This window comes from Nocardiopsis sp. NPDC006832, from assembly GCF_040635885.1.
Lineage (GTDB): Bacteria > Actinomycetota > Actinomycetes > Streptosporangiales > Streptosporangiaceae > Nocardiopsis.
Genome location: NZ_JBEYLC010000021.1, coordinates 43,583 through 56,767 on the forward strand (window position 1 = coordinate 43,583; position 13,185 = coordinate 56,767).

Genomic DNA, 13,185 nt, shown 5'->3' on the forward strand with positions numbered 1-13,185 from the left:
CCCATGGCTGGGTACTCTGCATTTGAACCCCGCTCGTTGAACCCCTTCTACTCAAGGAACCGGCGGCCGCATGCCCTCGCCCTACTGGAACCCCCAAGACCCGTATCAGGCCGGACCACCGCCGCAGAACGGTGGCTGGTCCTACGGAGGGCCGCTTCCCGCACAGTCGGCTTCTCCACTCCCCCCGCCCCCGCCACCGCCACCGGCTCGTCCCGCCGGGTTCGGCATCCGTCTGGTCGCCCGGGCCATCGACGCGGTCCTGGCGACCGTCGCCGCCTTCGCGTTCTTCCTCGTGATGGTGCTCTTCATGGTGCTGGCGAACGGAGGAGACAGCGCGACCAGCGACGCCGAAGGAGCCCTCTGGGGCTCGTTGTTCCTCTTCGGCTGGGGCCTACTGCTGTTCTTCTACGACTGGCTCTACCTGATCGCCTGGGGCAGCACCCTCGGCAAGATGATGGTGGGCATCAAGGTGGTCGACGCGGCGGACGGCGGCAGGCTGAACCAGGGCCAGGCCATCGGCCGGTCCATGCTGTTCTGCCTGCCGCAGTCGTTGCCGTGTCTGGGCCACCTGTTCTCCCTCGGGGAGTCGATGGCCATGTTCGGTGACGACCGGGAACGTGCCCTGCACGACCGCGTCGCCGGAACCGTGGTGATCCGCACCCGCGGCTGACCGAAACCGGCTCAGGGCTGGTCGGGCAGGCACTGCGGGGCCTCGGAGCCGCCCGAGGCGAAGACCGCCGGAACGTAGTGGTCCTCCCCGATCCGGTACCACACGTCGTCGGTGCCGTTCGGTCCGTTGGCGGTGTCGCCGACCACCTGGCAGGCCACGTCGACGTTGGCCTTGTGCGCGGCCAGACCGACGGTGTCGTGGTGGGTGGACGGGCCGGTGCGTACGACCACCGGGTCGCTCTGGGTGTCCGTGATGATCTCCGCGCGATCGCGGTACTCGGCGGTCCACAGGTAGTCGACCTGGACCCAGCCGTTGGTGGGCAGTTGCAGCCCCTCGTTGAAGGCTCCGTCGGCCAGGTCGATGCCGGCGGGGTTCCCCACTCGGCGACCGAACCCGTCCAGTCCACCGTTGTGGCCCTCGGTGAAGGCGGCCTGGGACTGGGGGCGACCCCGGTCCAGGTCGGGCCAGGACTCACGATCCTCGTTCCAGTGGTCGTCGGTGATGTTCCACGGGCCCACGTCCCACACCGGCAGGTAGGCACAGCGCGCCTTGTGGTTCTCGGTGTCGCCCGTGGCGTCCGGCCCGAGTTCGCCGGTGGTGCACACCCGGACGGTGTACTCGCCGCCACCTCGGTTGGCGAGGCCTCTGCGGGAGGGCAGGGCCACGAAGTGGTCGTCGGGGCGCACCGTGTGACCGTTGGCGGTGGTGTTGCCGACCAGACCGATGCGGGTGGCGAAGAGCCGGGCGGAGTAAGGGGTGGGCACGTCGTCGTCCCGCGCGGAAGCCTCGGTGTCGGCCTCCGCTTCGGCGTCGGTGGACGAGGACTCCACGGGGCGCAGACGCACGTCGGTGACGGAGGTGTCGTTCCGCTCCCCCTCGGCGGACATCTCGACGCGCAGCTGCACCTCGGTGACCTCCGAGGAAAGGGCCACCCGGCCCCCGCCGGATCGGGCCGGGTGCCACTCGGTCCACATGCCGTCGGCGCGAACGCCCCGGGCCTCGGTGAGGACCTCCTCCTCGTCACCGGTGGTGGTCACGGCCACGTCGACGGTGTCGGTGGGGGTCTCCAACTCCTGTTCGGGGAAGGTCGCCAACCCGGTGCGCCGCTCCGCGGTCTCCAGTCGGAGCGAGGCCCCCGATCTCTCTCCCGTCTCCAGGCGCAGTGCCCCCGAGTCGAGGGCCAGACCGATCCGGTCGGTGGAGGACAGGTCCTGTTCGAGCCAGGTGGTCTCCGCCGAGGCCGCAACGGGGACCGTCAACGGGGCCAGCAGGGCGAATGCCCCCAGTGCCACCAAGGGCGCGGTGGTGCGCCGATTCTGCGCCATCGTTCCTTCTCTCGCCAATTACCCGAAGTGAATAAAATAGTCACTCTCAGTAACTAACGGAACGCGCGCACACTCAAGGAGCCCACGTCGGGTGTTGGTGATACGGCGGTAAAAGTCCGACTTGGAATGAGACGATCGTGGTCCTACCGGATGCGTCAGGGAGCGAAGGCCAGCAGGCAGGCGGTGAACCCGTGTACGTGGTTCACCCCGGAGACCGGTCCGATCTCCCCCGCCGCGAAGAACCCCGCCACCGGAGCGGCGCCCAGGATCCGCCGGACCGCGAGCACATCGTGGTCGGCGCGGGTGAACAGGCCATCGCCTCGACCGTTGCAGGAGAACAGCAGCCCGCCGCCGACGGCGTGTTCGGCCCCGAACTCGGTCAGTCTGCGGGCGAAGTCCTCGTCGGCGGTGCCGGCGTCCCTGACCTGGAAGCGGACGGTCTGTCCGATCTCCACCATGTCGCCGATGGTCAACGCGCCCAACTCGGGGTCGGCGCCCACCAGGCTCCGTACGAGGAAGTCACCGTGTTCGTGCTGTTCGGCGTACTCGTCCATGGCCACCCCGATGTGCAGTCCACGTTCGGCGAGCTCACGGTCCTCGTCGGAGAGCTCCTCGACCAGTTCCTCCAGCTTCTCGTAGGCGTTGCCCCCGGCCAGTTCGAGGAGGAGGTTGCCCTCGGCCTTGGTGACGGTCATGGCCGGGCCGACCGGGCGACAGCCCTGGCTGACCACGGTGCCCAGCACACCCTCACCACCGATGAGGACGCCGATGGCGCCGTTGTCCACCACCTCGCCGTCGCTGAACAGCCGTACCGACTCCTCACCGCGCATGCCGTCGGCCATCCCGCCGACCAGCGGCAGCCCGCCCAAGGCGGCGGTGGTCTCACGGACGAACGCCTGGGTGGGGAACTCGTAGGGGTTGGTGAGCAGGATGCCGACCCGGTCGTTCGGTCCGGGTTCGCGCATGCCCACCACCGCGAGCTGCTCCTCCTCCACCACCGTGTCCAGCCGGAACGGGGTGAACTCCACGTCGGGAAGGCGGGCGGCCCAGACACTCACGGCGCCCTGTCCCTCCACACCGCGACCGCCGCCGACCACACCGCTCCCACTGCAGCCCAGGGTGATCGCGCCGCCGGACAACTCCATGACCTTCAAGCCCGCGAGCGAGACCTCGTCGGGATCCGCCCCACTGACGAAGAAGCACACGAGATCGGCGAGTCCATCCACCTGTTCCAGTGCGTGGAGAACAGCACGCTCGGCCGCGTTCACGAGGTCGGCCCCCGTCGTCAGAGCATCGCCGAACCTTGTCACTGCCACCCCCGTCTACGGCCGGCCACGACACCGACCATGGGAACCTCACGGCCCCATTCTTCCATTCGTCCCCCAGGGACTTTCCTGCATCTGGCCCCTCAAACTCTCCCGGGCCTACACTGCTTGCCGTGACCTATGCCTCACCACCTCCAGGCGGGTTCGCGCGCACCCTCGGCGCACTGCGCGGGTCCGGCCATGTCCACCGGTCCACCGCGGCCGAGGTCCGCGAGAACCTCCTGGCCCGCATGGGCTCGGGGCTGCCCCGCTTCCCCGGTGTCCACGGGTTCGACCACACGGTGCTGCCCCAACTGGAGCGGGCGCTCATCGCCGGCCACGACGTGGTGCTGCTCGGGGAACGCGGGCAGGGCAAGACCCGGCTGATCCGCACGGTGTCGGGGCTGCTCGACGAGTGGTCTCCCACGGTGGCGGACTGCCCGATCTCCTGTCATCCCTACGCGCCGACCTGTCCGTCCTGTCTCCGCCGATCCACGGCCGAAGGCGATGAACTCCCGGTGCGCTGGCGGCACCGGGACGAACGCTACGGCGAGAAACTGGCGACCCCCGACACCGGTACCGCCGAACTGGTCGGCGACGTCGACCCGGCCCGGCTGGCCGAGGGCCGCTCCCTCGGCGATCCGGAGACGATCCACTACGGGCTGCTGCCCCGGGCCAACCGGGGGATCTTCTGTGTCAACGAGCTGCCCGACCTGCCGGCGCGGGTCCAGGTCGCGCTGTTCAACGTGTTGGAGGAACGCGACCTCCAGGTGCGCGGCTACAACCTGCGGCTGCCGCTGGACCTGCTGTTGGTGGCCAGCGCCAACCCGGAGGACTACACGAGCCGGGGACGGATCGTCACCCCGCTCAAGGACCGCTTCGGCGCCCAGGTGCGCACCCACTACCCACCCGACCTCGACCACGAGTTGGCTCTGTTGCGGCAGGAGGCGGATCTGTCCGAGGGCACGGTCGTGCCCTCACACCTGTTGGAGACGGTGGCCCGATTCGCCCGCCTGGTGCGCGATTCCAATCGGGTGGACCAACGGTCGGGGGTGTCGGTGCGGCTGACCGTGGCCGCCGCCGAGACCGTGGCGGCCTCGGCCCTGCGTCGCGCGGCGTTGATCGGTGAGGAAGTGCCGGTGGCACGGGTCTGCGACCTGGCGGGGGTGGCCGAACCCCTCCTGGGCAAAGTCGAGTTCGAGACCGGGATGGAGGGACGTGAGTCCTCGATCTTGGAGACGCTGTTGCGCCGCGCCATCGCCGAGACCTTCCGGGCCAGGATGGGCGAGGCCGACCTGGAACCGTTGAGCGACCGTTTCGCCGGCGGTGGCACGGTGGAGAGCGGTGACCTGGTGGGCGCCGCCGAGCTGCTGCGCCGGGTGGGAACGGTGCCGGGTCTGGCCGGACTGATCGAACGGGCGGCCCCGGAGGAGACGGACGGGCCGCCCACACCTGGGCTGGCCGCGGCCGTGGTGGAGTTCGCGTTGGAGGGGCTGTACCTGGAACGACGACTGTCCAAGGACACCGCGCCCGACGGTGGCGTGTACCGGTTCTGAGAGGGGCGTGTGGTGTGAGGTTTCGGTACCGGGCGTACATGGGCGGGGCCGACCCGTTGGCCGGCGAGGAACCACCGCCGGGTGAGGCGGTGCGCGCCGCCGATGAGCTGCGCGCGCTGATCTCCGCCGAACTCGTCGATCGGGACTCGGCGCCGTTGGTCGCGGCCGAGGAGGCCCTGGAACGCTACGCGGCCGGAGAGCGCTCCGCCCTGGACGAGGTGGACGCCTTGGCGTTGAGCGCCCTGCTGGGCGCCCAGGGGCGGGAACGACTGGACCGGTTGGACGAGGCCGACCACGGGTTGACCCCACGCGAGCTGCGCCGGCTGGGCGAGGTGGCGTTGGCCGAGATCGAGGCGGCGCCGAGCGTGCGGGGCGGAGGCCACCGGGGCGGTTCCGGGAACGCCGGCGAAACGACCGGCGCGAGTGTGCGGCACGACGGCCTCGACCGTCCCTTGGATCCCGTGGCCACCATGCGCGCGGCCATGGTGCGACGCGCCGCCGCGGGAGACCTCACGGCGGCCGACGGCGCGCCCCTGCGCACCGACGACCTGCGCTACACGGAGACCGAACCGACCGGCGCGGCCGCGGTGTGCCTGTTGGTCGACCTGTCCCATTCGATGACCACGCGCGGCCTGCACGAGGCCGCCACCCGCACGGCCCTGGCCCTGCACACCCTGGTGCGGACCCGGCGGCCCGAGGACAGGATGCTGGTGATCGGGTTCGGCGACCGGGCCCGGGAGATGACGCCCGCGGAGTTGGTCGAACACGACTGGCGTCGGGTGCCCGGCACCAACCTCCAGCACGCGCTGCACCTGGCCCGTGCCCACCTGCGGCGACACCGGGGGTTGCGTCCGGTGATCATGGTGGTCACCGACGGGGAGCCCACGGCGCACCTGGGCGAGGACGGCGACGCGCGGTTCGCCTGGCCGCCCACCCCGCGCACGGTGGAGGTCACCACGGCCGAGCTGGACGCGGCGTTGGCGGAGGGTACGGAGTTGACGTTCTTCCTGTTGGCCGACGATCCCCGGTTGCGCGCCTTCCGGGAGCTGTTGGAGCGGCGACGCGGGGTGCGTGTGGTGAACGCCGACGCCGAGGCCCTGGGGGCACTGGTGGTCGGGCGTTACCTCGACGGGAAGGACTGAACCGGGATCAGCGCTCGAAGATGTTGACGTCCGAGGCCATGAGCAGAAGCTCCTCGGGGGCGTCGCCGCCCGAGTACAGCAACTGGTGGCGGTTGGCCGGCATGAGCGTCTCGGTGAAGCGCAGTGGTCGGTCCCCGTCGTAGGCGGACCGTTCCTGCACCAGCAGTGGGATACCGGGGCCCAGCCCGAAGGCCTCGGCCTCGTCCGGCGAGGGCATGCGCGCACCCACGATGTCCCAGTTCCAGCTCTCGCGGAAGCCCAGGTCGCGCATGACCGCCGACACTCCGCCCTCCAAGGGTTCGGGGGACATGAGCGCGGTTCCAGAGGCGATCGAGAACGGGAAGTAGGTGATCTGGGACTGCCAGAGACTTCCGTCGACGAAGCGGTCGGAGGAACGGATCACGACGAGGCCGCCGTGCTGTGTCCGGTCGTCGGCTTCGTGGCGCAACCGCTTGGCCACCTTGGGCCGCATGGTGTCCAGGCTGACCTTGATCTTCTCGTCGATGTCGTGGTAGCCGGCCTGCAACAGTCGGGGCTGGTAGCCGGCTTCGAAGCGCTCGGAGTCGCTGCCGCCGGAGACCGGGGTGGCCAGGTGGAGGAACGGCTGGTGGTCGGCGACGAACGCCCCACGGCCGGGGACGATGTCGATGCGCCCCTCGTCCTGGAGGATGCGCATGCCCAGGCGCGCCGTGGCGCGGGAGACCCCGAGGTCGTCGGCGAGGTCCTCCTCGCCGGGTAGTCGCTCGCCCGGCTCGTAGTCGCCTCTGGCGAGGGCCTCGCGCAGGTGGTCGGCGACCAGCGTCTTCTTCGGTGTGCTCATGCGATGCATCAGTCCCGGTGGTAGGCGTTGAGGTCGCCGTGCTCGTACTGGTAGCGAATGCTGTTCCCCGCGTACACAGTGTGCACCAACCGGATGGGACGGTCCTCGGAGTAGTCGGTGCGGTGGACCTCCAGGACCGGCACCCCGGGGGTGAGCTCCAGTTGGCTCGCCTCTTGGGGCGTGGGCATCCGGGTCTCCAGTTCGTCCACGTAGCCGACCTGGCGGTGGCCGTGGTCCATGAGGACCTCCAGGGCGCTCTCCACGTCCTCGGGCAGCATGAGCGGGGTGCCCTCGACCAGGTCCATGGGATAGAACGCGGAGCTGACGGAACCGGATCGGTCTCCGGCGAAGCGGTGCAGGTGTCGGACGACCGTCATGGTGCCCTCCGGGACGCGCAGCCGTGGGGCGATGTCGGAGTTGGCGCTGAGGAGTTGGAGTTCCTCCAGGGTCAGCCCGGCGAGGTTGGGTTCGTTGAACCCGCCGGGGCCGCCACGACTGCGGGTGGCGTAGAAGATCTCGGGGACCACGTCCTGCACGTAATGGCCGCGCCCGGGTCTGCTCACGATGAGGCCCTGGTTGCGCAGCATGCCCAGGGCCAGACGGATGGTGTTGCGGGAGGCCTCGAAGCGCTCCTCCATCTGCTTCTCGGAGGGCAGTTGACCCCCCTGCGGGAGGCTTCCCTCCTGGATCTCCCTGCGCAGAGTTCGAGCGATCTGTCGATATCGGCTTTCTGCCCGCATAAGTCCGCCCTCATAGGGGTAAAAGACCAACAACTCAACCTGTACCAACAAGCTGAGAGCTACACCAGCCGAACAAGTTCAACCAGTTCCGTTGAACCCATATTAGTTGAAGGCCACCCGGAGTACACAGTGGATCCCTCTCTCGGTCACTCGGCCGAGAAAACCCGGGGGACGACCCACTCCCCACCGATCCCACACAGAACAACAGCACCGAACAGCAAGAGGGAAGCCTTCACACCTTGAGATCACAGCCAACGCCCCCTCGGTTCACAGGGGGGCCGACCGGATAGCAGAAAAGACTCTCCACACCCCTTAGGAGAACCGCAATGGAGAACACGTTCATCGCTTTGACCTTCGTCGGCCTGATCCTCCTCGGCCTCGCGGTCGGCTTCTTCCTGGCCGTCTCCATCGGCATCCGCCGTCAGGACAGCCGAGGCAGCTACCGCTCGCTGCGAGACGACGACAACGACAGCGCCCTGTCCCACACCAGCCGTTTCGTCTGCGGCCTGCACTTCCGCGACGACGAGACCACCGACGACACCGCGCCCCTTCCCACCCAGGACCGCACGCCCACCGCGGCCTGAGGAGAAGAACCCCGGCGGTGATCCTCCCAGGGTCCAGGACTCCGGCTCGGAGTCATCCCCCCACGACCGCGCTCACGACCCGCCCCGACCACGTGGGTCGCGATGACGGCCGCGAGGCCGAAGTACGCCGCGACGGGCCCGGCAACGACGCCGGGGAACCCGCGCGGCAGCGCCGCGCGGGCCCCGAGAGGGATCAGCCCTCCAACGCCTGCAACAGATCGGCGACCAGGTCATCCCCGGACTCGATGCCCACGGAGATCCGCACCAGATCCGCCGGTACCTCCAGCGGTGAACCCGCCGTCGAGGCGTGGGTCATCCGCCCCGGGTGCTCGATGAGGGACTCGACCCCGCCCAGGGACTCCCCGAGCGTGAAGACCTTGGTCCGCTCACACAGCTCCAGTGCCGCCTTCTCCCCATCGCGCAGAGCGAAGGAGACCATCCCACCGAAGGAACGCATCTGCCGCTCGGCGATCTTGTGCCCCGGGTGCGACTCCAACCCCGGGTAGTACACACGTCGCACCGCGGGGTGGCCCTCCAGGGCGGCCACGACGCGCTCGGCGTTCTCGCTGTGGCGGTCCATCCGCACCCCGAGGGTCTTGGCACCGCGCAGGGTCAGCCAGGAGTCGAAGGGGCCCGGAATAGCTCCCATGGTGTTCTGGTGGAAGGCCAGCCGCTCGCCCAACTCGGCGTCGGCGACGACCAGCGCTCCACCGACCACGTCGGAGTGGCCACCGACGTACTTGGTGGTGGAGTGCACGACCACATCCGCGCCCAGCGTGATCGGCCGCTGCAGGTAGGGCGAGGCGAACGTGTTGTCCACGACGTACAGGGCGCCACCGTCGTGCGCGACCTGGGCGACCGACTCGATGTCGGTGATGCCCAACAGCGGATTGGTGGGCGTCTCGGTCCACACGACCTTGGTGTTGGGGCGCATGGCGTCCCGCACCGCGTCGACGTCGGTCTGATCGACCGCGTCCCAGCTGACACCCCAGCGCTCGACCACCTTGGAGATCAGCCGGAAGGTGCCCCCGTAGGCGTCGCCGGGGATGATGACGTGGTCGCCCGGGGAGAGGACCGTGCGCAGCAGGGTGTCCTCGGCGGCCATGCCGGAGGCGAAGGCGAGCCCGCGCGATCCGGCCTCCAGGGCGGCGAGGCACTCCTCCAGCGCGGTGCGCGTGGGGTTGGCGGTGCGGGAGTACTCGTATCCCTGCCGCATCCCGCCGACGCCGTCCTGGGCGTAGGTACTCGTCTGGTAGATCGGCACCACCACGGCGCCGGTGCCGGCGTCCGGCTCCTGCCCCGCGTGGATGGCCAGCGTTTCAAACCCATCGAACTTCATGGGGCCAACAATAGTGCCCAGGATCCACACGGGACCCGCTGTCAACTGGGAGGTCTCATACTCCGGACGGGCGGGACGGTCAGGCCGGCGGGAAACGGGTGGGCGAGCCCGGTTCCGGTGGTTCGGCGGGAGCCTCGGGCGGCAGACCGGTCACCGGGGTGGGCACGCGGGTGGGCGTCCCGGTGCCGCGCAGCGGCGGGTCCCAGCCCAGCTCGGGATCGTGGGCGCGCACGACCTTGCCCGGGATCCCGGCGATGACGGCGTGGTCGGGGTAGGTGCCGGGGCGTACCACCGTGCCGGCGGCGACCACCGAGTTCTGCCCCAGGTGCACGCCGGGCAGGATCACGGAGTTGGCGCCCAGCCAGCTCCCGGCGCCGATGCTCACCGGGTCGTCCACCGGCCACTGCAGGCCGACGGGGATGTCGGTGTTGGCGTAGGAGTGGTTCTGGTCGGTGATGTAGACGTAGGGCCCGGTGTAGACGTGGTCACCGATGTCGACGGACCGGTGGGCGACCACGTGCGAGCCGCGGCCGATCGCGCACCCTGACCCGATGCGCACGACGGAGCCCTCGCCGAGGTCGTAGTCGGGGCCCATCCCCGCGGCCAGGGTGATGTCGCCGCCCAGGACGGTGTGCACCCCGATCTCGATCCAGGGTTCGCCGTACAGGGTGGCGATGGGAAAGGCGATGGCCGAACCACTGCCGAAGCGGGCGAACCTACGGCCGGCCTTCGACTCCGCACGGATCTCACCGTGGGTGCGTGCGTACGACCAGACGGAACGGATGATCCAGTTGAGGAGCCGGGACACGGGTGCACCTACTTATTACCGGCCAGTAAATACCAATGCGACGAACATTAGCAGTGTCCGAGTATGCGGCACCCTGTCCGGTACGTGAAAACCGGGCCCCGAACAACGTTCGAGACCCGGTGCGCGAAGGCCGCTACCTTCAGCCGGAAAGGTGCGCCAGCAGGTCCTGACGGGTGAGAATCCCCACCGGCTTGCCGTCGCGCAGCACCACCAGGGCGCCCGACCTGCGCAGCAGACGCACACAGTCGCTCACCGGGGTTCCGGTGCCCACCGTGGACAGCGGCTTGGCCATGTGGGTCTCCACCAGGTCGTCCAGGTCCGCGCGGCCGTCGAAGAGGGCGTCCAGCAGGTCGCGCTCGGCGATGGAACCCACGACCTCGGCCGCCATGACCGGCGGCTCCTCCTTCATCACCGGCAGCTGGGAGACGCCGTACTCGCGCATGATCGCCACGGCGGTGCCAACGGTCTCGTCCGGGTGGCTGTGCACGAAGTCGGGCATCTCGCCCTCCTTGTCGCCCAGCACCTTGCCCGCGGTGGCCTCCTCGGTCTCGGCCGACAGGAAGCCGTAGTCGGACATCCACTCGTCGTTGAAGATCTTGCCGAGGTAGCCGCGGCCGCCGTCCGGCAGCAGCACGACGATGACGTCGTCCGGCCCGGCCGTCTCGGCCACACGCAGCGCCGCCTCCACCGCCAGACCGCAGGAGCCGCCCACCAGCAGGCCCTCCTCCTTGGCCAGGCGACGGGTCATCAGGAACGAGTCCTTGTCGCTGACCGCCACGATGTCATCGCAGATCGCCGTGTCGTAGGTGCCGGGCCAGATGTCCTCGCCCACGCCCTCGACCAGGTAGGGGCGACCGCTTCCGCCCGAGTAGACCGAACCCTCGGGGTCGGCTCCCACGACCTGCACGCGCCCCTCGGAGGCCTCCTTGAGGTAGCGACCGGTGCCGCTGATGGTTCCACCGGTGCCGATGCCCGCCACGAAGTGCGTGATGCGGCCCTCGGTCTGGTCCCAGATCTCCGGGCCCGTGGAGTGGTAGTGCGAATCGGGGTTGTTCTGGTTCTCGTACTGGTTGGGCTTCCAGGCGTTGGGGATCTCCTGGGCCAGCCGGTCCGAGACCGAGTAGTAGGACTCGGGGTGCTCCGGCGCGACCGTGGTCGGGCAGACCACGACCTCGGCACCGTAGGCCCGCAGCACCGACAGCTTGTCCGGGCCGACCTTGTCCGGGCAGACGAAGACGCAGCGGTAGCCCTTCTCCTGGGCGACCATCGCCAGACCGATGCCGGTGTTGCCCGAGGTGGGCTCCACGATCGTGCCGCCCGGCTTGAGCGCGCCGCTCTTCTCGGCGGCCTCGACCATGCGCAGCGCGATGCGGTCCTTGACCGACCCGCCCGGGTTGAAGTACTCGACCTTCGCCAGGATCGTCGGGGCCAGTCCCTCGGTGACCTTCCGCAGACGAACCAACGGGGTGTCCCCGACCAGGTCGATGAGTGAGTCGTGTACCCGCAACTTCGCTCCTTCGCATAGTGGCGACCGGGTCTTCGGCCCGCCTGTCTCGCATCCCCGGTGACACCCGAGGCCGGTGGGGACCGTTCCGGTCTCCCCCACCCTGAACTCTAGGGCGTGTTCTCGGGGGTTCGTTCCGCCTCACCTGGCGCGAAGCACCGAACCGACCGGCCCCACCCTCGCGAACGTATCGAGCAGGTGTCCCGAAGGCGCGACTTGTGTGCCGCCAAGGTACGTGACCACCGGGTTCCCCGCCGGTAACGTCGGTGGACGACCGGCTCGCCGGTGCCTGAGGCGGGTCCTACTCACCGGGGGTGACCTCCGCATGCTGCGAGCCACGCGAGCCCGACGCATCGCCGCCGCCACCGCCTTCGGTGGAGGCGGCCTCACGCTCGTGGGCGGGGGCACGCTGGCCCTGCTCTACCTCCAGGCCAGGCTGGCCAAGAACGCCATCGGCGTGACCGAGTGGAAGCGGCCCCGCGCCGACGGCACCTACGGCGACGGGGACGGACCGCCACTGCGGCTGTTGATGATCGGCGACTCCACCGCCGCCGGGTTCGCCGTGGAGGAGGCGGGTGAGACACCCGGCGTGATGCTGGCCGCGGGGATCGCCGCGGCCTCCGATCGTCCGGTGCGGCTGCGCTGCACGGCCAAGCCGGGCGCCACCTCGGCCGACCTCGGCCGCCAACTCGAACGGGCCGGGGCGCGCGTGCCCGACCGGCGCTTCGACGTGGCGGTGGTCTTCATCGGCGCCAACGACGTGATCCGCCGGGTACGGCCCAACGACGCGGTGGCGGCGCTGCGCGACGTCACCCGGGAGCTGATGGGGCTGGGCACACCGGTGGTGGTGGCGACCTGCCCGGACCTGGGAACGGTGCGCCCCATCGGCTGGCCACTGCGGTCGGTGGCCAGGCGGGCCTCGCGCCAACTGGCGGCCGCCCAGACGATCGCGGTCACCGAGGTCGGCGGGCGCACCGTCTCACTGAGCGACATCCTCGGCGAGGATTTTCGGACGGACCCTGGTTCCATGTTCGGACCAGACCGTTTTCATCCGTCGGCTCGCGGGTACGCCCAGGCCGCGTTCGTCGTTCTTCCGTCCGCGTGCGCCGCCCTGGGACTGCTGCCCGAACTCGACGAGGACGAACGCACCCGTGGCGTCCTGCCGGTCGAACGCGCGGCCGTGGTCGCCTCCGAGACCCCGGGAACCGAGGTCACGCGGGCCGATGGCCCCGAACCGAGTGGTTCGCGCTCCGGGTGGTCGGCCCTCATCCGCGGCCCGTTCCGCCTCCGGGACACGCCCCGGGAACACGGTCGAGGGCCCGATCCGAAGGACTCGGGAACGAGGACCCCGGATGGCGCGCGGGAACGCCCGACGGGTTAACTGGTCAGTAAT

General features: G+C 69.8%; 12 protein-coding genes. 5 read left to right on the forward strand and 7 right to left on the reverse strand.

The window, feature by feature from the left end; genetic code table 11:
• Window positions 1-70 precede the first annotated feature (70 nt).
• Window positions 71-670, forward strand: coding sequence for an RDD family protein (locus ABZ717_RS12715; RefSeq protein ID WP_358508815.1), 600 nt, complete (start codon window positions 71-73; stop codon window positions 668-670).
• An 11-nt stretch (window positions 671-681) separates the two neighbouring features.
• Here ABZ717_RS12715 and ABZ717_RS12720 read toward each other — a convergent pair whose 3' ends face one another.
• Both ABZ717_RS12720 and ABZ717_RS12725 read right to left on the reverse strand, forming a co-directional pair.
• Complete coding sequence (locus ABZ717_RS12720) at window positions 682-1,995, reverse strand: hypothetical protein (protein ID WP_358508817.1); 1,314 nt, start codon at window positions 1,993-1,995, stop codon at window positions 682-684.
• A 155-nt stretch (window positions 1,996-2,150) separates the two neighbouring features.
• Window positions 2,151-3,305 (reverse strand): FIST N-terminal domain-containing protein, encoded by a 1,155-nt coding sequence (locus ABZ717_RS12725; RefSeq protein ID WP_358508819.1) that lies wholly within the window; start codon window positions 3,303-3,305, stop codon window positions 2,151-2,153.
• Between the two features lie 128 nt (window positions 3,306-3,433).
• Between ABZ717_RS12725 and ABZ717_RS12730 the strand changes: the two genes are divergently transcribed.
• Window positions 3,434-4,855, forward strand: a complete 1,422-nt coding sequence (locus ABZ717_RS12730) for a sigma 54-interacting transcriptional regulator (RefSeq protein WP_358508820.1) — start codon at window positions 3,434-3,436, stop codon at window positions 4,853-4,855.
• Between the two features lie 14 nt (window positions 4,856-4,869).
• On the forward strand, window positions 4,870-5,997 hold the full coding sequence (locus tag ABZ717_RS12735; RefSeq protein WP_358508822.1) for a VWA domain-containing protein: 1,128 nt from the start codon (window positions 4,870-4,872) through the stop codon (window positions 5,995-5,997).
• A gap of 7 nt (window positions 5,998-6,004) precedes the next feature.
• Here the strand turns inward: ABZ717_RS12735 and ABZ717_RS12740 are convergent, their stop codons facing one another.
• On the reverse strand, window positions 6,005-6,817 hold the full coding sequence (locus ABZ717_RS12740; RefSeq protein WP_358508824.1) for a GntR family transcriptional regulator: 813 nt from the start codon (window positions 6,815-6,817) through the stop codon (window positions 6,005-6,007).
• 8 nt (window positions 6,818-6,825) lie between these two features.
• The gene (locus tag ABZ717_RS12745; protein WP_358508825.1) at window positions 6,826-7,557 is read right to left on the reverse strand and encodes a GntR family transcriptional regulator; all 732 of its coding nucleotides are present in this window, start codon (window positions 7,555-7,557) and stop codon (window positions 6,826-6,828) included.
• Between the two features lie 326 nt (window positions 7,558-7,883).
• Between ABZ717_RS12745 and ABZ717_RS12750 the strand changes: the two genes are divergently transcribed.
• Complete coding sequence (locus ABZ717_RS12750; RefSeq protein WP_358508827.1) at window positions 7,884-8,141, forward strand: hypothetical protein; 258 nt, start codon at window positions 7,884-7,886, stop codon at window positions 8,139-8,141.
• A 193-nt stretch (window positions 8,142-8,334) separates the two neighbouring features.
• Here the strand turns inward: ABZ717_RS12750 and ABZ717_RS12755 are convergent, their stop codons facing one another.
• From ABZ717_RS12755 to ABZ717_RS12765, 3 genes are all read right to left on the reverse strand, one after another.
• The gene (locus tag ABZ717_RS12755; protein WP_358508829.1) at window positions 8,335-9,480 is read right to left on the reverse strand and encodes a cystathionine gamma-synthase; all 1,146 of its coding nucleotides are present in this window, start codon (window positions 9,478-9,480) and stop codon (window positions 8,335-8,337) included.
• Window positions 9,481-9,559: 79 nt separating this feature from the next.
• Window positions 9,560-10,288 carry an acyltransferase gene (locus tag ABZ717_RS12760; protein WP_358508830.1) on the reverse strand — a complete coding sequence of 243 codons (729 nt, stop codon included), beginning with the start codon at window positions 10,286-10,288 and terminating at the stop codon, window positions 9,560-9,562.
• 139 nt (window positions 10,289-10,427) lie between these two features.
• Window positions 10,428-11,795, reverse strand: a complete 1,368-nt coding sequence (locus ABZ717_RS12765) for a cystathionine beta-synthase (protein WP_358508832.1) — start codon at window positions 11,793-11,795, stop codon at window positions 10,428-10,430.
• A 322-nt stretch (window positions 11,796-12,117) separates the two neighbouring features.
• On the opposite strand from ABZ717_RS12765, the gene ABZ717_RS12770 reads away from it, so the two are divergent.
• Window positions 12,118-13,173, forward strand: coding sequence for an SGNH/GDSL hydrolase family protein (locus ABZ717_RS12770; protein ID WP_358508834.1), 1,056 nt, complete (start codon window positions 12,118-12,120; stop codon window positions 13,171-13,173).
• Window positions 13,174-13,185 lie beyond the last annotated feature (12 nt).